Source organism: Exiguobacterium sp. s141 (assembly GCF_018618085.1).
Taxonomy (GTDB): Bacteria; Bacillota; Bacilli; order Exiguobacteriales; family Exiguobacteriaceae; genus Exiguobacterium; species Exiguobacterium mexicanum_A.
In genome coordinates, this window is record NZ_JACSLJ010000002.1 from 20,230 (window position 1) to 37,209 (window position 16,980).

Below are 16,980 nucleotides of genomic sequence, written 5' to 3' on the forward strand. Positions count from 1 at the left end.
CTTTCAGTATACCGAACTTTTGTTCGTTTTTTGCTAGTTTTGCTTATTTCGTTTGCTGCGCTGTTTATCCAACTTTTCTTGGCTACGGATTTGATTCGGGAATTGCAGGAGTGACCCAATCCAATTTTTTTGCTTCAACCAGAAATAAATCAAAACCGTGAAGCCGATGATCATAAGCCAGGCGAACAAATAGCCGAGCGGCCACTCGAGCTCGGGCATTTGTTTGAAGTTCATGCCCCAGACCGCACCGAACGCGACGACGGGCGTCGTCAAGGCCGTGAAAACGGTGAGCGCCTTCATGATCTCGTTGCCACGGAAGTTTGACAACGTCGCGGCCAAATCGGTCATCGCGATGATGTCTTCCTGGTAATGTTCAATCAACGTCAGGAGCCGATTGACTCGATATTTGGCGAGACGATACGCTCTCAATTCGTTTAGGTCCATGTCGAGAAACGCCTCGCGCCCGGCCATGAGCAGTTCGCGGTACGGGACGACGGTATCGGACCATCGTTCGATCTCGCTGCGGAGCCCGAAAATCTCATTCATGAACTGGGGCGGCACTTGCCCGCTCATCTCGCGCTGGGCGACCATCAACCGTTCTTCATATTCATCGATGCCATGAAAGTAATAGTCCATCTTTTCAGCGAGCAAATCATAGAACGCCTCGATTGGTGTATCGTATTGCTTGGCCGCCACTGACTGGCAATAGATGTCATCAAACCCGATCGTCCATAAGAAATCCCGGGTCACGAAGTAGTGCCCGATCTTTTGCGGTTCGCGCTCGAGCTGTTCATAGTCGAGCGTGAGCGAGCCATACATATAGTCTTGCTCGACAATGATTTTTGTGACTTTCGCCGTCGTCAACTGCTCGAGCCAATACGTGTACGCTTCTTCATAATGATTGTCGACCTGTACGATTTCTTCGGGTCGTGTATACCATTTCCAACTCATCTTCCATTCCCCCAATTTCCTTCTCCCTCAAGTATTCCCGCTTTCCTAAGAAAGTTGGCATCTCACGTGAACTTTCGTTAAGATGAAGGTACTGACAAGAAGAGAGGTGCTTTTTTTGACGACTACTAAAATCGGTCAGCTCAAAGTGGGCGACACGTTAAACCAATATGTCATGATCAAACAATCCTATCGAGGACTCGCCGGAAATGGCAAACCATATTTGACGCTCATTCTTTGCGATGAGAGTGGAGAGATTGAGACGAAAGTATGGGATAGCGCCGACACGGATAAATATGCGACGAAAAAAATCGTCCACGCTTCCGGAGAAGTGATGGATTACCGCGGGCGGACCCAACTGAAGCTCAAACAAATCTCCATCATCGAAGGGGAGACGGACATCGCGCCTTACGTCCGTTCGGCACCTGTACCGAAGTCGGAACTCGAGACGGGAATCCGCGGCTATATCGATGCAATCGGACACGCGGGCATGCGTGAGCTCGTGACTGCGCTCGTCGACCGGAACGAAGAGGCTTACTTCACGTATCCGGCCGCGGTGCGACACCACCATGCGGTCTATTCGGGCCTGGCGTTCCATGTCTTGTCGATGCTGAAACTCGCTGAAACGATGTGTGACCTGTACCCGCAATTGAATCGTGATTTGCTCGTCTCAGGTGTCGTGCTCCACGACTTGGCGAAAGTGATCGAGTTGTCGGATGCGATCACGCCGGAGTATACGCTTGAAGGTAAACTGCTCGGCCACTTGTCGCTCATGGCGTCTGAAATCGAGGTCGTGGCCCGAGAACTCGGAACCGACCGCGAAGTCGTGACGTTGCTCCAACATCTCGTCCTCAGTCATCACGGGAAACCGGAGTGGGGATCGGCGAACGCGCCACAGCTCCCGGAAGCCGAGATGTTGTTCTTCATCGACAACATCGATGCCCGGATGAACATGTTCGAGAAGGCGTTCGAGGGGATTGAACCCGGAGCGTTCACTGAGCGGGTCATGCCACTCGATAACCGTGCGTTTTATAAACCGAAGCTATGAAGGCATAAAAAAAGACGTCCCGCGGGACGTCTTTTGCTTATTGCTCGGTCGATTCTTCGGCCGGTGCTTCTTCTGTACCTTCTTCTGACGCTTTGATGGCGTCTTTCACAGCGTCGAACTGTGTTGAAGCTTTCGCATCTTTCACGTCGACGTTATATTTCTCGATCAACTCGGCGTAGATCTTGTTCGCGTCGACAGAGGCTGCTTTTTCAGTTGCCAATTCTTCACGGATGCGATCTTTCTCGTCTTCGAGTTTAAGATCTTTTTCTTTACGATCCATGACTTTGATGACGTGGAAACCGAATTGTGATTGGACCGGCTCAGAGACTTTGCCGACCACGTCTTCTTGGAACGCGTATTCTTCAAACTCTGGGACCATGGCGCCGGCTGAGAAGTAACCGAGGTCGCCACCTTTTTCACCAGAACCTGTGTCTGTCGATTTCTCTTTCGCGACATCTGCGAAGTCAGCGCCATCGTTCAATTCTTTGATGATCGCTTGGGCTTCTTCTTCTGTCTCAACGAGGATGTGGCTCGCTTTGACTTCGACGTTCTCTTTCGCGAATTGTGCCTCGATGTCTTCGTCCGTCACTTCGACGAGTTCTGACTTCGCTGCATCGACGAGCATTTGTCCGCGGAGCGCTTCTTTGAACTCGTCCGTGTCAGTCATGCCAGCTTGTTGAATCGCTTGCTCGAACTCTTCTTTCGAGTTGAACTGCTCTTCAGTCTTGCTGAACTCTTCGTCAACTTTGTCTTGTTCGACTTTGTCGCCGTATTCTTTTTCAAGCAACTCGTTCATCGTTTCTTGGAAAGCTAGTTGTGGGACCATACGGTCGTAGCTCATGTCCGCGATCTCGCCGCGTGTCACTTCGCCGCCTTCAAAGGAAACAACTGTTGAGTTGTCCGAAGACCCGCCGTTTGTCGCCGCATATGTGCCGCCGACACCGATGAGAAGTGCAATCGCTGATGCGCCGACGAGGGCGCCTGTTGAAAACTTCTTGTTTTGTTTGTTCGGTTCGTTCGTCATTCCGTTTGACATATATTCCACCCCTAAAAATCTATAAGTTTCTAAATCCGACTATACCACATTTTGTTAATGATAACAGCTGTTCTCTTGCCTGTGTAGTATCATAGCACAGAAACGTGTCGTATAATGATGAAAGAGAATGTGAAATGATGGGGTGGAGAACGTGTCGTTAGAAGAGAAAATCAATCAATTATCGTTTCAAATGGAACTGTTGCTCGGGGCGGTCGATTGGTCGGAGCGGCCCTTTGAACATGAGGTGCTCAAGGCGAATCTGACACGGCAAGAAGTCGTCGCGTTTTTCGCACTGCTTGATGATATTCGAGAACGACAAAACGAGCAAGCGCGCTACGGTCTGTCGTCCATAGAGCCTTTGCTCGTTCATTTCGTCGGCATGCTTCATCCTCATTTAGAGGCCGAGACGATTCTCGCGGCGTGCGTGCGCCAAGGGATGGCGCTAGACGTCACGGAACCGCTGTATCGGCAGGTCAAGCTTCTTTACTGATCTCGTCGTCCTCAGGGCGACGTCCGGCTTCTTCTGTGATCATCTTCGACGTTTCAGCGAAGATGTCCATGAAGTTGTCGCCATACAAGCGGCGAACGATCGCGGTGATGTCCGTCAAGTCCGGGAATTTCCCGTACAATTCTTGGAGCGGGAGCGAAGCGCGGAAGACGCCGTTCTCTTCCGGATCGAACGCATGAATCGTCTCGAGCAAGAGCGCTTCACCTTCAGGCGTCAATTGGACGTACGTGTTTCGTTTGTCCGTCTCCTTTTTCGAGAACGTGAGCAAACCGCGGTCTTCGAGTTTCTTCGAGAAGTTGAACGCCGTCGATACGTGCATGACCCCATATTTGGCGATCTCTGAGATCGAGGCGCCGCCGAGGGCGTGAGCGATCCATAAAATATGGTGTTCGTTAATGTTCAAATCGAACGGCTTGATCCAATTCTGCCAGTCTTTCTCGACCGTCTTCCACAATGCCTTACTAAGTTGAATGATTTTATGACTATAGAGCATGGCCTCAGGGCCAGTGAATTCTTTTTCATGTTCCATGTCGATCCATCCTTTCCGGATACAATGTGACTAAAACGACGGGCGATGACAACAGACCGGTCAGTTGGTCTTTTCCGCTTTCGCTTCGGTCATGTCTGACTGTACGTTCGAAAGCTCGTCTAGGTTTCCTTGGATCCGCTCGATTGAAGGCTGAATGTCTTGTTGATAACGTTCGACTTCGGCTTTCACTTGATCCGTCAATTCTTTCCCTTGCAATTTACCGGCCGCGGCTACTTGCGACGCGTCCTTGGCAACTTTTTGGAATTGTTCTTTCAACGTAGTGATTGTGGACGCCCGGTGTTGATTGGCCGCGGCGTCATTTGCCGTTCCACGGGCGATTTTCTTCACGGTCGCAACCCCTAAAAACGCTACGACGAAGCCAAATGCAACCCACTCTCGACGATTGTGACTCGACAATACATTCCCCTCCTCAAGCACACTGATGCTACAATACATTCTTTTCATATTATTTTACCAAAAAAGAGTGATTAAAAACCTATATCTTAAATAAAATTTTTCAGAACATTCAATTTTGACCGAAAAATCATTTTATTTTAAACTATGGGTAAAGGAAGGTGACCTCCAGTGAACATGCAAAAGCGTTGGGTTGATGACATGCTAGACCTGTATAACGCGGCCAAGCGACTGGGAGATGACACTTGGGCACAGACAATAATGGAAGCACTCGAGGCGGGATATGAAGCGTCGGAACAGAATGAACAGACGCGTAAACAAACTTTGCTTGAAAAGCGACTCGTTGAAATAGACGCCCGTCTAAATTTGTTAAGAAAAGAATTCGAACAAGCGGAATCTGTCAAATCGCGGCAACAGTTGTACGAGCAAGCGATTAAATTACAAGTCGAACGGGCCCAAATTGAGGAAGAGCGGAAACGTCATCTCGATTCGATCAATTCGTCATAAGGGCACATAAGACAATGGACCGGTCGCTCCAGGAGCGGCGGTCCATTTTTTCATAGCTTCGCTTTGATGCCGGCAGCGATGGCTTGCATGTCTTCAGTGGAGTAATCGTCTTGGTGCGTCTCCCATTTTGCGTCAAATCCATCTGTCTCGCCATAGCGTGGCAACAGATGCATATGGAAATGGTAAACCGTTTGTCCGGCGATTGCTTCGGCGTTCGATAGGATGTTCATGCCGATCGCGCCCGTCTCGCGCTGGATGGCGTTTGCGATAGCAGGCACGGCTTGGAAGACGTCCCGGGCGACATCGGCTGGCAGTTCATAAATGTTTCGGGCGTGATGTTTTGGGATGACGAGCGTGTGGCCTTTCGTGACCTGCGAGATATCGAGGAACGCGACGACGGCGTCGTCCTCGTATACCTTATAAGAAGGAATCTCGTTTTGGACGATTTTACAAAAAATACAGTTGGCTTCAGTGTGCATGTGGGTTCCTCCATTCGTAAATGACTATTCCACTTCATCATAACATGGAAATTCAGGCGGAAGAATGATTGTCCGGGAGGATGAATCGTCTTAGACTAGAAACAACAGCAATCAAGAGAGGAAGTAAACGGATGGCGTATGTACGATCGAAAAAAACGGTACGGCGGAGGCGAATCTATTATGTCCTCCTTGCGACAATCGTGCTCGGGCTGATCGCCGGGGCCGTCTATCGCTGGGGATATCAACCGGCAGCCGCCAATGACAAGATTCATGTCCGGTTCAAAGAGGCGCTGTTGAACGAGGATGTCAGCTTCTTCGAGGAGAACGTCGAGTATGAATCAGAACCGCTGACGCGAGCCGAGGCGCTCCGCTTCATGGGCTGGTTGAATGAAGAGAAGACGATTCGGGGCGAGGGCATCTCGGAAGTAGCGCAGGACCGCGCCGACCGGGAGCAAGGTATGGAGACGGATGGGTTGTTCCGGCTCGTCGATACGGGGGCAGGACGATTTGGTTTCTCGGACTATCGGATTGAATTGTTGCCGAAGACGCTCGTTGTGACATCGGACGTACCGTTGACGAACGTGTGGGTGGACGGTGCACAAGTCGGTCGAATTGATGAAGGGGGCGGTGAGGTGGCACTCGAGCGTATGCCGGGTCGTTATGACGTGAAAGCCGTCGCCGTCATCGATGGGTCGACGGTGACCGAGACTGAGGTCGTGACGCTGACAGAAGACGATGACTTGGCGTTTGCCTTGTTGCCGGAACAAGCTGAGACCGTCGCCGGGCAGTTCGATCTTGATCGGGCCGAGTTGATTGAAATCGAAGTCGAAGCTCAGACAGGTCACTCGATTGAGACGATCGAAGGGCTGATGAACAAACGTGAACAAACCGTCCTCGACGAGATTGGTGAACCGATGGAGCGAGGGGACGTTTGGCTCTATGAGGGGATGGAGTTACGGTTTGTTGACGGGCGCGTCGAACGCATCGACATCGATTTACAGAAGCGGCCGGATGACCTCATTGCGCTTTTAGGTGAACCGAACGAGCGAGTCGAAACGGACCTCGGTGTCGAATGGCGCTACGACCGGACGCTGCTCGAGTCGATTTTCACGTTTTTGCGCTTGGAGAGCGAGAAACGATTCATCGAGCGGGATGAGGCCCTCTATCTCATCCTCACATGACAAAAAACGGGACCCTCGGCGAGGGTCCCGTTTTTCTAGCACTGGATTAGCGCTTTTTGTTCATTGACTTCATAACGAACGATACGATCAAGATCAAGATAATCGCACCGAGAAGTGCTGGGATAATCGCGATGCCGCCAACTGCAGGACCGAAGTCTCCGAAGATGAGGCCACCGAGCCAAGCACCGATGATACCGGCAATGATGTTCCCGATGACGCCACCTGGTACATCCTTACCTAAAATAAGACCTGCTAACCAACCGATAATACCCCCGACGATTAAAGTGATAATCCAACCCATAAAAACATTCTCCTTTCTGTTTTGTCCATTGTTCTTCCTAACAATTTTATGGAACAATGGAAGTAATGAATAAGTTTTAAAATGCCTTACAGTTCAGATTATTCCCATGTGACAGCTTTTAAAACATATATCACGAAAAAAAGTTGAAAATGAGGGGTGGAGTTTTCATGTTGCACGTCGACCGGTTGAACGGCGGTTATATAGGTAAACAAGTGTTACACGATGTTTCGTTTGAAGTGAAAAAAGGTGAGCTCGTCGGGCTCATAGGGCTAAACGGCGCCGGGAAATCGACGACGATCAAACATATTTTAGGATTGCTTGATCCGATTTCGGGATCGGTCGAAGTCGATAGTGAGACACTCGCTTCTTCGGAAAATAACTATCGTAAAAAAATAAGTTATATACCCGAGACCCCTATTTTATACGACACATTGACGTTGCGTGAACATTTGACGCTAATCGGGAAAGCGTATGACATCGACGAGGCCGACCTGAAAATCCGGACCGAAAGATTGTCCCGAGATATGCGGATGGAGAAGCAATTGGACTGGTTTCCGTCCGTTTTTTCAAAAGGAATGCGGCAAAAAGCGATGATCCTCTGTGCACTCGTGACAAAGACGCCGCTCCTCATCGTCGATGAGCCGTTCGTCGGACTCGATCCACTCGCGATTCGTCAACTATTGAGATTGTTTGATGAGTATAAGGAAGATTGCGCCATCTTGATGTCGACCCACATCTTGGAGACGGCGGAACGTCACTGCGACCGCTTCGTTTTCTTGCACCAGGGGTCGGTCATCGCGACCGGTACGGCGGCGCAGTTGCGCGAGACATATGGTCTTCGTCCGGACGCCACGCTCGATGACATTTATGTCGAGGCGATTGAGGCCGAGGAGCGGAAGCAATGAACGTGTTCAAACAACGATTTGGCGTCTGGGTGGAGGACGTCGTGAAATACAGCCGGTACGTGGCGAACGGCGGTTTGTTGTTCACACTTTATTTCACGCTCATTTACGGAGCGTTCGTTTACAACCAGTTCTTGACGGACTTGGACCCGGCATTCCCGAGTGAATGGATTGTGGCGCTCCTCTGGTTGCTTCTGCCGCTCGGGCATCGCCCCCGCACATTGATTCAAGAAGCGGACCAAGTCTTCTTATTGCCGCGACTCGGTGAGATGCAAACGTTCATGAATGGCGTTCGACTATTCAACGTCGTCTTCGCTGCCGTCCGTGCCGTCCTCATCATGCTCGTCGTGTTGCCGTTGCTCGTCCGGACGCAAGCGCTCACCTCGGTAGAAGTCGGGGCCATCATCGCGACGAGTGTCCTGATCTCGGTGGCGGGACGGCTCGCCAAGTTGGAGGGGGTCAAATATGTCGTCTTGCCGAGCGCGCTCGCGAGCGGCTTTCTCATCCTGTTTGGTGTGCCGATGTTGACACCGGTGCCGGCACTCGTCCCATTCATCTTGCTCCACGTGCGACGAAATCGACGCATCCCGCTGTTCGATTGGCTCTTGCTTGAAGAGAAGAGCAAATCCCAGTTCAACCGGGTCGTCAGTTGGTTCGTCGATGTCCCGGCGATGCGGGAAGATGTGCGGGAACGATCGCTCATCGTCAGCCTGCTCGAGCGCTCGGTCTTGAAACGGGCCGATGCGGCACGGTACGTCTATGGCCTCCGGGTCATGCGCTCGAACGATTCGCTCGATCTCGTGTTACGTCTTTCCGCCGTCGCGCTCGTCGTCATGTGGCTCTCGGGCGGGTGGTACGTTGGGTTGGTCGTCCCGCTTTTCGTCGGGTTGACTGCCTTGCAACTCGTCCCGTTGTTTAAACGACTCGACACGGTGTCGATGGCGTCGTGGTTGCCGATCACACGTGCCGAGCGGCTCGTCGCCTATAAATGGTGGGCGACACGGATGTTGTTCGCGCAAATGCTCGCCCTCGGCGCGGCTTCGCTCATGTTCGGGGCGACGTGGGACGCGCTCGTCGGTCTCGCGCTCGCTTATATGGTCGTCCGGTACTATTTGAGCCGACTGACATGAAACAGGGACACCCGCTTTGGATGTCCCTGACTGTTGTCGTTATTTCTTCGGTGACATGACCGATACACTCGACCCGAGAATTTTCGGGAGGCGTGCTGGTGTCTCTGCTTCTGGCTCGACTTCGCCATATGCCGATACACCGTGTTCAGCGATATCGAGACCGATATCTTCTTGTTCTTCCGTGACGCGAAGACCGATCGTGACGTCGAGCAATTTCAAGAAGGCGTAGCTACCGCCACCAGCGATGACCATTGCGATCAAGACGCCGAGTGATTGAACACCGAGTTGACCCAAGCCGCCGCCGTAGAAGAGGCCGGCCGAACCGATGCCCGTGATTTCGACCAAACGAGGCGAGGCGAAGAATCCGAGCGCGAGCGTCCCGATGATTCCGGCGACCCCGTGTACCGAGAAAGCACAGAGCGGGTCATCGACATATTTTGCCATGAGGATGCTCGTGCCGTATGTGGCGATCGAAGCGACGGCACCGATGACGACGGCGGCCCATGGTTCGACGAAGGCACAGGCAGCAGTGATCGCGACGAGTGCCCCGAGCACACCGTTGACGATCGTCGGAATGTCCGCTGTCTTCTTATGCATCATGACGATGGCGAGGGCGCCGAGGGCACCGGCAGCCGTGGCGAGCATCGTCGTAAGAGCGACGTAACCGAAGAATCCGTCCGCGACCGACATCGTCGACCCCGCATTGAATCCGAACCAGCAGAGCCAGAGCACGAGTCCGCCGACGACCGTCAAGACGTGGTTATGACCGGCGAGTGATTCCGTTTTACGACGTGGTTTCAAGATGATCGTGGCCATGAGTGCAGCCATCCCGCCTTGAAGGTGGACGACAGCTGAACCGGCGAAGTCTTGCATGCCCATCGTTCCGAGAAGTCCACCAGCCCATACAGAGCGGGCGACGATCGGATACAGGATGGCGACGAAGAAGATACCGAACAAGACGTACGCGGAAAGTTTGGCCCGCTCTGCGAAACCGCCCCAGGCGATGGCGAGTGCGACAGCGACGAACGACAACTGGAACAAGAATTTGATGTCAATCGAGACGTTGGCCCAATCAAGGCTTGTGAACGATCCGTTCATGAAGAATCCTTCCGTCCCGAACCAGCGGGTTCCGTCCCCGAAGGAGAGGCCGAAGCCGACGGCCCAAAAGGCGAGTGCCGCCACAGAGAGGCTGATGATTTGTTTGACTGCGACGTGCCCGGCGTTTTTAGCCCGGAGCGTCCCCGTCTCGAGCAAGGCAAAACCAAGTTGCATCGTTAAGACGAGCAGTGCAGCAATGAGTACGAACAGCGTGTCCATATAATATAAGATGTCTTCCATGTTGCGATTCCTCCTTTTTGCGATTGATGATTCAAAAGTTGTTTTCAGTGTAAGACGAAAAATTCGACTTGGATTGCAATTTGTCAGATTATCTGACATAGTTTTTTATGAAGGAGGAGGACGAGCGATGGACTATAAGTCGAAGAAAGTAATCGGGATGGGCGTCATCACTGAGCTGACAGGACTTTCGGAGCGACAAGTCCGTTATTATGAAGCGAAAGGGCTCGTCTTTCCGGATCGGACAAAAGGTGGGTCACGTAAATATTCCTTCCATGACGTCGAGCGATTGGTCGATGTAGCGTCGAAACTTGAGGATGGCTGGCGAATTCAAGACATCAAAGAGCGCGAGAAGCGTCTGTCGTCGAAACAGCGTGACGATTTGATTCGAGGTCAGCTCAATTCAGCCTTCCGCACGTATCCGCCAAAGAAATGACACAAAGAAAACACAATGAAAATGCTTCACATTAGCATTATTCTAATTAATTTCTGTATAATGTTTTTGAGTTCACATACCTATAGAAGAAGAGTGTAGGAGAATTATAGAGGGGAATGACGCGACGTATGAACGATACTATTTTGAAGGCGTTTAAAGGAGAGGCGACAGACTATGTGCCCGTCTGGTACATGCGCCAAGCCGGACGCTACCAACCAGAATATCGTGAGATCAAAAAAACGAGGACATTATTCGAAATCACGCATGATGCCGAATTGTGTGCCTACGTGACAGAGCTCCCGGTAAAACAACTAGGAGTCGACGCGGCCATTCTGTATAAAGATATTATGACGCCACTCCCGTCGATGGGCGTGGATGTAGAAATCAAGAGCGGCATCGGTCCGGTCATTGATAACCCGTACCGGACGATGGAAGACGTGGAACGCTTAAAACCGCTCAACACGGACGACATCTCGTACGTGTTCGAGACGATCCGTTTGCTTCGGGAACGTTTGGAAGTTCCGCTCATCGGATTCTCAGGCGCACCGTTCACGCTTGCGAGCTACATGATTGAAGGTGGTCCTTCGAAGAGCTACCACCGAACGAAAGCACTCATGTACGCCGAGCCGGACGTGTGGAACGCGCTCATGGAGAAACTGGGCGACATGGTCATCACATATGCGACGGCGCAGGCAGAAGCCGGGATCCAGGCGTTCCAATTGTTCGACTCATGGGTCGGGACGCTCAGCCGTAAGGATTATGTCCGTTATATCAAACCGACGACTGAACGGATCTTCACCGAGTTGCGCAAGCTCGACATCCCGCTCATCATGCACGGTGTCGGAGCGAGCCATCTCGTCGAAGAGTGGCAAGACCAGCCGCTCGACGTCGTCGGACTCGACTGGCGCCTATCGATTCAAGAGGCGCGCGACCGCGGCATCACGAAAGCGGTCCAAGGCAACCTTGACCCGTCATTCTTGCTGGCCCCGTGGCCGGTCATCGAAGCGAAAGTGAAAGAAATCCTCGACGAGGGGATGAAGCAACCTGGATACGTCTTCAACTTGGGACATGGGGTGTTCCCGGAAGTCGATCCGTCCGTGCTCGTCAAATTGACAGCATTTATCCATGACTACTCACGTGAAAAAATGGGAGGCAAATCATTATGAAAACCGTCGGATTACTCGTAATGGCTTATGGGACACCATACAAACCTGAAGATATCGAGCGTTACTACACACACATCCGCTATGGCCGTAAACCATCACCGGAAGCACTCCAAGACTTGACGGAGCGCTATGAGGCCATCGGTGGCGTGTCACCGCTCGCGAAGATTACCATCGACCAAGCGGAGACGCTCCGTGACATCTTGAACGAGCGTCACGCCGGTGAGATCGACTTCAAGCTCTACATCGGGCTCAAGCACATCGAACCGTTCGTAGAAGATGCGGTCGCGCAAATGGCAAACGACGGCATCAAAGAAGCGGTGTCGGTCGTATTGGCTCCGCACTACTCGTCATACAGCGTCAAGTCGTACAACGGGCGGGCGCATGAAGAAGCCGCGAAATACGGCATCGAGATCCGTTCGGTCGAATCGTGGTACGATGAGCCGAAATTCATCAAATGGTGGGCGGAAGCAATCAAGGCGACGTTTGCGAACTTGCCGGTGCCGGCCGAGAAGGCATGCTTGATCGTCTCGGCACACAGTCTCCCAGAGAAGATTTTGGCAGGCGGCGACCCGTATCCGGATCAATTGAAAGAGACGGCGGATAAAATCGCCCAAGCGGCGGGCGTACCGAACTATGAGGTCGGTTGGCAGTCAGAGGGCAACACGCCTGACCCGTGGATCGGACCGGACGTCCAAGATTTGACGGCTGAACTTTATGAAAAGCATGGTTATGAGGCGTTCGTCTATACGCCGGTCGGATTCGTCGCGGATCATCTCGAGGTGCTCTTCGATAACGACGTGGAATGTAAAGTCGTTTGTGACCGCCTAGGCGTCCACTATGCACGTCCAAACATGCCAAACGCGGAGCGTAGCTTCATTGAAGCCATCGCCGATCGAATGGAAAGCGTGATTGTACATCATGCGTAATGTAACGATTGTCGGTGGTGGGATCACAGGTCTCACCGCCGCTTTTTATGCCGAGCGTTATTTGCCGGAAGACGTCACCATCAAGCTCGTCGAAGCGAGCGGCCGTTTAGGTGGAAAAATCGATACGTTCGAGACCGGGGAATTTGCGGTCGAACGAGGGCCGGATTCGTATGTGTTCCGGAAAACGGCGATGACCGACTTGATTCATGAGGTCGGGCTCGGCGATGAGATCGTCCGGAACGGCGTCGGCCAAGCGTACGTGCTCCATCATGACGGATTACATCCGATTCCGAAGCAGACGGTCATGGGCATTCCGCTCGACGTCGATGCGTTCAAGGATACGACACTCTTGTCCGAGGAAGAACACGCCACGCTTCGGAAGATGCTGTTGTCGCCCCCGGACGTCGAAGCGCCGAAGACGGACGTCTCGCTCGGGCTTTATTTACGCGAGCGCGTCGGGGACCCGATCGTCGACCGGTTGATCGAGCCGCTTCTTTCCGGGATTTATGCGGGAGATATCGATCAGATGAGTGCGTTGTCGACGTTCCCGCAATTTATCGAAGGCGAGAAGAAATACGGCAACTTGTATGAGGGAATGCGTCACCTTCGTCCCGAGCAGCGGGTCGCTGAAGTCGGGGCGAAGAAAGTCGGACAGTTCGCTTCACTCAAACGAGGGTTGAAGTCGCTCACCGACCGTCTAGCCGAACGGCTAGAGCGCACTGAAATCGTCTTGAACTGTTCGGTCGAACAAGTCGAGGAGATTGAGGGCGGCTATCGACTATTGACGAACCGTGGGGATATCGAGTCCGATCACCTCATCTTGACGGTCCCGCCCCGGCTCATCCGCCAGTTCTTGCCGAAAGTCGACAGCGATTTTCTCGCGGACATGAAGCCGCACGCGACGGCGACGTGCTCGCTCGTGTTTAAACAAGACGATATCGAGCTGCCGTTCGTCGGGACAGGTTTCGTCACGAGCCAAGAGGCGGACGTGACGATCACCGCGTGCACGTTCATCGACCAAAAATGGCCGCACGCCGTGCCGGAAGGGTATCACGTCCTGCGCGTCTTTCTCGGACGACCGGGCGCCGATGACATCGTCGATGCGTCTGATGACGAGATTGTGACGACCGCACTTCGGGACCTTGGCGGCTTGATGACGATTAAAGCAGCCCCGCTCGAGACGGTCGTCAGCCGGCTCCGGGACGGGCTGCCGCCATACGCCGTCTTCCATTCCGACCGGGTCCGCGCGCTACGCGCCGAGATGGGCCGCGTCTATCCGGGCATCCTGCTCGCGGGCATCGCCTACGACGGGATCGGCATGCCGGACTGCATCAAGAGCGTCCATGAACAGATCAAGGCGCTCTCGGAAGAAGATTAAAGATTTATGAAGGGAGGTGTCGGATTATTCCGATGGCCTCTCTTTTTGTTATAGTTATAAGCGAAACAGAAAAAGAGGAGTGGATGTTGATGACAACGTATAAATTGTTCGTATCTGATATGGACGGCACGATCCTGCACAACCACACGAAAATCGCACCCGAGACGGCAGAAATCGTCCGTGCGGCAGAAGCGCAAGGGATTCGCTTTGCGATTGCGACGGGACGCAATTACTTCAATGCGAAAGAAATCCTCGATGAGGTCGGCCTCACGTGCCCGATTGTCTCTTCAAACGGCGGACGAGTGTTGACGGAAACCGGCGACGTGCTACATGAAATCGATTTGACGATGGAAGAAGCGCTCGAGGTCGTATCGGTGTTGCATCAAGACCATAAATACTCGGACGTCTTCTATGAGATGTACTCAGAGGCGGGACTCGTCGCGAGTCGACTCGACTTGATCGATGCGACGATGGAGAACTTGAAACAGAACGGGGACGATCGGTCGCTCGAGATGTATGAGTTTTTCCGCAAACGATATTACGTTAACGAGGACGTTCGTCTCGTCGAAGACATCGAGGACTTCATCAAGAATGAGGCCGGACGCGTCTATAAATTCATCGCTTTCTCGAGCCACTTTGAGAAAATGTCGTCACTTTGGACGGAAATCGATGAGCGCGTCGAAGGCGTTTACGTCACGTCTTCAGGCAACGATAACATCGAGGTCATGGCGAACGGGGCCGACAAAGGGCACGGCATCAAAAAACTGGCCGAGCATTTCGGTGTCGATTTGTCAGAAGTCGTCGTCATCGGCGACAACTTGAACGACATTCCGATGTTTGAGGTCGCCGGCAAAGCCATCGCGATGGGCAATAGTCACGAAGACTTGATCGCCATCAGCCATCACGTCACCGAGCGTCACGACGAATATGGTGTCGCGAACGCATTGAAACGCGTCATGACAGGAGAATGGAAGTAAACGAGTTGTAGCGCCGGGCCGACGTCTCGTATAATACAACTAACGAACATCCTTAGGAGGAACTTACTGTGAAATTTATTTTCAACCCGGACATCCGGGACCCAAAACTCAACTTGGCGGTCGAGGAGTACATCCTCAAACATTTGAACGTCGAGCATGAGGACTATTTCTTGTTCTATATTAACGGCCCGTCGATCATCATCGGTAAGAACCAAAACACGTCAGAAGAAGTCAACTTGAAGTATATCGAAGAGAACGGGATCGACGTCGTCCGTCGCCTCTCGGGCGGCGGGGCCGTCTATCACGACGAAGGGAACTTGAACTTCAGCTTCATCACAAAAGATGACGGCAACTCGTTCAATAACTATAAGAAGTTCACGCAACCGATCGTGGATGCCTTGAAACAGCTCGGCGTCGAGGCGGAGTTGACGGGACGTAACGATATCCAAGTCGGCGAACGCAAAATCAGCGGTAACGCCCAGTTCACGACGCGCGGCCGCATGTTCAGCCACGGGACGCTCATGTTCAACTCGAACATCGAGGAAGTCGTCAACTCGCTCAACGTCTCAGAAGAGAAGATGCGCTCGAAAGGAATCAAGTCGGTCCGGAGCCGTGTCGCCAACATCACCGAGTTTTTAGAAGAAGAGATGGCGATGGAGCACTTCGTCGAGGCACTCCTTCACTCAATCTATGACGGACAAGAACCCGAGCGTTACGTGCTTCGCGATGAGGACTGGGAGATCGTTCAGGACATCTCGAAAGAACGCTACGCGAACTGGGATTGGAACTTTGGGAAATCGCCGAAGTTTGATGTCGAGTCGAAACGTCGTTTCCCGATCGGCACGATTGATGTCCGCTTGAACGTCAACAAAGGGACGATCACGGAAGCAAAAATCTACGGCGACTTCTTCGGCGTCGGTGATATCCATGATGTCGAACAAGTACTCGTCGGGACGCGATTCGAACGCGGCGCGATTCGGGAACAATTGTCACAGCTTGACGTCAAACATTACTTTGGCAACGTCGAGCTCGAAGAACTCGTCGATCTCATTAGCTGAAGCGGGTTTGAGGGAAGAAGGGGCTCTGAACAGGGTCCCTTCTTTTTGGCGTTTTCGTGACATCTTGTGTGGACCGTTGCGCGTCGTTTCGACGAGGCGTATCATAATCAATGCAAGCGCTTTCGTAAATTGGGTTCAACCAATAGGAGGAAACAATATGTACCGATTTATCACAGAGTGGATGGACGCGAATTGGATGTGGGTGACGGAGCAACCGACGTTTGACCTCGCTGTCCGCGCGATCGGTCTTGAGTTAGAAGGAAGAGGGATTGTCGATGAGTCATTCGCGCGCGTCGTCATCGAACAAGAGCGGACGATCCCGTCTGGCGTGACAGATGTCGCCGTACCGGTCGCTGTCGTCGATGTACCGCTCCACGTTTCGAAACAAGATGGAATCACGTTGTTACATCTTAATCACCCGTTTGCGATGCAGACGATTGCTGCTGAAACCATTCGGGCCGAGGCGGTCTTTTTCATCACGGCAACGACCGAAGCGAAGAAGTCGGCGCTCCACAAATTGATGGACGATTTGCTCATGGATGACGAGACACTGCAGGCGCTCGTCCACGTACAGAGCCGGACCGGTTTGTATCATTTGAAGACGATGGACTTGAAAGCGTTTTCTTATTGAGCCGTTTCATGTACAATGAAGATAACTGAAAAAGAGCGCGGATACCGTGCTCTTTTTTACGGGTCAAAAGTGAATAGTCATTCATTTTCA

20 protein-coding genes are annotated in these 16,980 nt (G+C 52.4%); 13 read left to right on the top strand and 7 right to left on the bottom strand.

Features of this window, described 5'->3' with window-relative positions; all coding sequences use genetic code 11:
* Positions 1-33: 33 nt before the first annotated feature.
* Positions 34-951: a magnesium transporter CorA family protein gene (locus KNP74_RS04650; protein WP_214763635.1), complete on the bottom strand. Its 918-nt coding sequence runs from the start codon at positions 949-951 to the stop codon at positions 34-36.
* A gap of 172 nt (positions 952-1,123) precedes the next feature.
* On the opposite strand from KNP74_RS04650, the gene KNP74_RS04655 reads away from it, so the two are divergent.
* Positions 1,124-1,996 carry an HD domain-containing protein gene (locus KNP74_RS04655; protein ID WP_371816325.1) on the top strand — a complete coding sequence of 291 codons (873 nt, stop codon included), beginning with the start codon at positions 1,124-1,126 and terminating at the stop codon, positions 1,994-1,996.
* A gap of 37 nt (positions 1,997-2,033) precedes the next feature.
* Here KNP74_RS04655 and KNP74_RS04660 read toward each other — a convergent pair whose 3' ends face one another.
* Positions 2,034-3,032, bottom strand: a complete 999-nt coding sequence (locus tag KNP74_RS04660) for a peptidylprolyl isomerase (RefSeq protein WP_214763636.1) — start codon at positions 3,030-3,032, stop codon at positions 2,034-2,036.
* A 151-nt stretch (positions 3,033-3,183) separates the two neighbouring features.
* Here KNP74_RS04660 and KNP74_RS04665 point away from each other — a divergent pair, with 151 nt between their 5' ends.
* Positions 3,184-3,522, top strand: a complete 339-nt coding sequence (locus tag KNP74_RS04665) for a DUF1878 family protein (protein ID WP_308162321.1) — start codon at positions 3,184-3,186, stop codon at positions 3,520-3,522.
* Here KNP74_RS04665 and KNP74_RS04670 read toward each other — a convergent pair.
* Together KNP74_RS04670 and KNP74_RS04675 are read right to left on the bottom strand one after the other, a co-directional pair.
* The gene (locus KNP74_RS04670; RefSeq protein ID WP_021066715.1) at positions 3,506-4,069 is read right to left on the bottom strand and encodes an HTH-type transcriptional regulator Hpr; all 564 of its coding nucleotides are present in this window, start codon (positions 4,067-4,069) and stop codon (positions 3,506-3,508) included. The two genes, KNP74_RS04665 and KNP74_RS04670, sit on opposite strands and share 17 nt — an antisense overlap.
* A 60-nt stretch (positions 4,070-4,129) precedes the next feature.
* Positions 4,130-4,486, bottom strand: a complete 357-nt coding sequence (locus KNP74_RS04675) for a hypothetical protein (RefSeq protein ID WP_235420126.1) — start codon at positions 4,484-4,486, stop codon at positions 4,130-4,132.
* A 174-nt stretch (positions 4,487-4,660) separates the two neighbouring features.
* Here KNP74_RS04675 and KNP74_RS04680 point away from each other — a divergent pair, with 174 nt between their 5' ends.
* Positions 4,661-4,990 carry a hypothetical protein gene (locus KNP74_RS04680; RefSeq protein ID WP_251130100.1) on the top strand — a complete coding sequence of 110 codons (330 nt, stop codon included), beginning with the start codon at positions 4,661-4,663 and terminating at the stop codon, positions 4,988-4,990.
* A gap of 50 nt (positions 4,991-5,040) precedes the next feature.
* Here KNP74_RS04680 and KNP74_RS04685 read toward each other — a convergent pair whose 3' ends face one another.
* A complete protein-coding gene (locus tag KNP74_RS04685) occupies positions 5,041-5,469 on the bottom strand; it encodes an HIT family protein (RefSeq protein WP_214712566.1) in 429 nt (142 codons plus the stop codon).
* A gap of 131 nt (positions 5,470-5,600) precedes the next feature.
* Between KNP74_RS04685 and KNP74_RS04690 the strand changes: the two genes are divergently transcribed.
* On the top strand, positions 5,601-6,650 hold the full coding sequence (locus KNP74_RS04690; protein ID WP_214763639.1) for a hypothetical protein: 1,050 nt from the start codon (positions 5,601-5,603) through the stop codon (positions 6,648-6,650).
* Positions 6,651-6,696: 46 nt separating this feature from the next.
* Here KNP74_RS04690 and KNP74_RS04695 read toward each other — a convergent pair whose 3' ends face one another.
* Positions 6,697-6,951 (bottom strand): GlsB/YeaQ/YmgE family stress response membrane protein, encoded by a 255-nt coding sequence (locus KNP74_RS04695; protein ID WP_034776523.1) that lies wholly within the window; start codon positions 6,949-6,951, stop codon positions 6,697-6,699.
* A gap of 167 nt (positions 6,952-7,118) precedes the next feature.
* Here KNP74_RS04695 and KNP74_RS04700 point away from each other — a divergent pair, with 167 nt between their 5' ends.
* Both KNP74_RS04700 and KNP74_RS04705 read left to right on the top strand, forming a co-directional pair.
* Positions 7,119-7,856 (top strand): ABC transporter ATP-binding protein, encoded by a 738-nt coding sequence (locus tag KNP74_RS04700; protein WP_214763640.1) that lies wholly within the window; start codon positions 7,119-7,121, stop codon positions 7,854-7,856.
* Positions 7,853-8,983, top strand: coding sequence for an ABC transporter permease (locus KNP74_RS04705; protein WP_214763641.1), 1,131 nt, complete (start codon positions 7,853-7,855; stop codon positions 8,981-8,983). The genes KNP74_RS04700 and KNP74_RS04705 overlap by 4 nt, the downstream gene beginning before the upstream one ends.
* A gap of 39 nt (positions 8,984-9,022) precedes the next feature.
* On the opposite strand, the gene KNP74_RS04710 is transcribed toward KNP74_RS04705, so the two are convergent.
* Entirely contained in the window at positions 9,023-10,321 is a 1,299-nt protein-coding gene (locus KNP74_RS04710) for an ammonium transporter (protein WP_214763642.1), read from the bottom strand.
* 127 nt (positions 10,322-10,448) lie between these two features.
* Here KNP74_RS04710 and KNP74_RS04715 point away from each other — a divergent pair, with 127 nt between their 5' ends.
* From KNP74_RS04715 to KNP74_RS04745, 7 genes are all read left to right on the top strand, one after another.
* Entirely contained in the window at positions 10,449-10,754 is a 306-nt protein-coding gene (locus KNP74_RS04715; RefSeq protein ID WP_214763643.1) for a MerR family transcriptional regulator, read from the top strand.
* Between the two features lie 116 nt (positions 10,755-10,870).
* Complete coding sequence (gene hemE / locus KNP74_RS04720) at positions 10,871-11,920, top strand: uroporphyrinogen decarboxylase (protein ID WP_214709926.1); 1,050 nt, start codon at positions 10,871-10,873, stop codon at positions 11,918-11,920.
* Positions 11,917-12,846, top strand: coding sequence for a ferrochelatase (gene hemH, locus KNP74_RS04725; RefSeq protein ID WP_214763645.1), 930 nt, complete (start codon positions 11,917-11,919; stop codon positions 12,844-12,846). Before hemE ends, hemH begins: the two co-directional genes overlap by 4 nt.
* On the top strand, positions 12,839-14,224 hold the full coding sequence (gene hemG, locus KNP74_RS04730) for a protoporphyrinogen oxidase (protein WP_138859876.1): 1,386 nt from the start codon (positions 12,839-12,841) through the stop codon (positions 14,222-14,224). Before hemH ends, hemG begins: the two co-directional genes overlap by 8 nt.
* An 89-nt stretch (positions 14,225-14,313) precedes the next feature.
* Entirely contained in the window at positions 14,314-15,201 is an 888-nt protein-coding gene (locus tag KNP74_RS04735) for a Cof-type HAD-IIB family hydrolase (RefSeq protein WP_240731253.1), read from the top strand.
* Between the two features lie 68 nt (positions 15,202-15,269).
* Positions 15,270-16,259, top strand: a complete 990-nt coding sequence (gene lplA / locus KNP74_RS04740; RefSeq protein WP_034776545.1) for a lipoate--protein ligase — start codon at positions 15,270-15,272, stop codon at positions 16,257-16,259.
* Positions 16,260-16,416: 157 nt separating this feature from the next.
* On the top strand, positions 16,417-16,890 hold the full coding sequence (locus tag KNP74_RS04745) for a PTS sugar transporter subunit IIA (RefSeq protein ID WP_214763647.1): 474 nt from the start codon (positions 16,417-16,419) through the stop codon (positions 16,888-16,890).
* Positions 16,891-16,980: the final 90 nt, after the last annotated feature.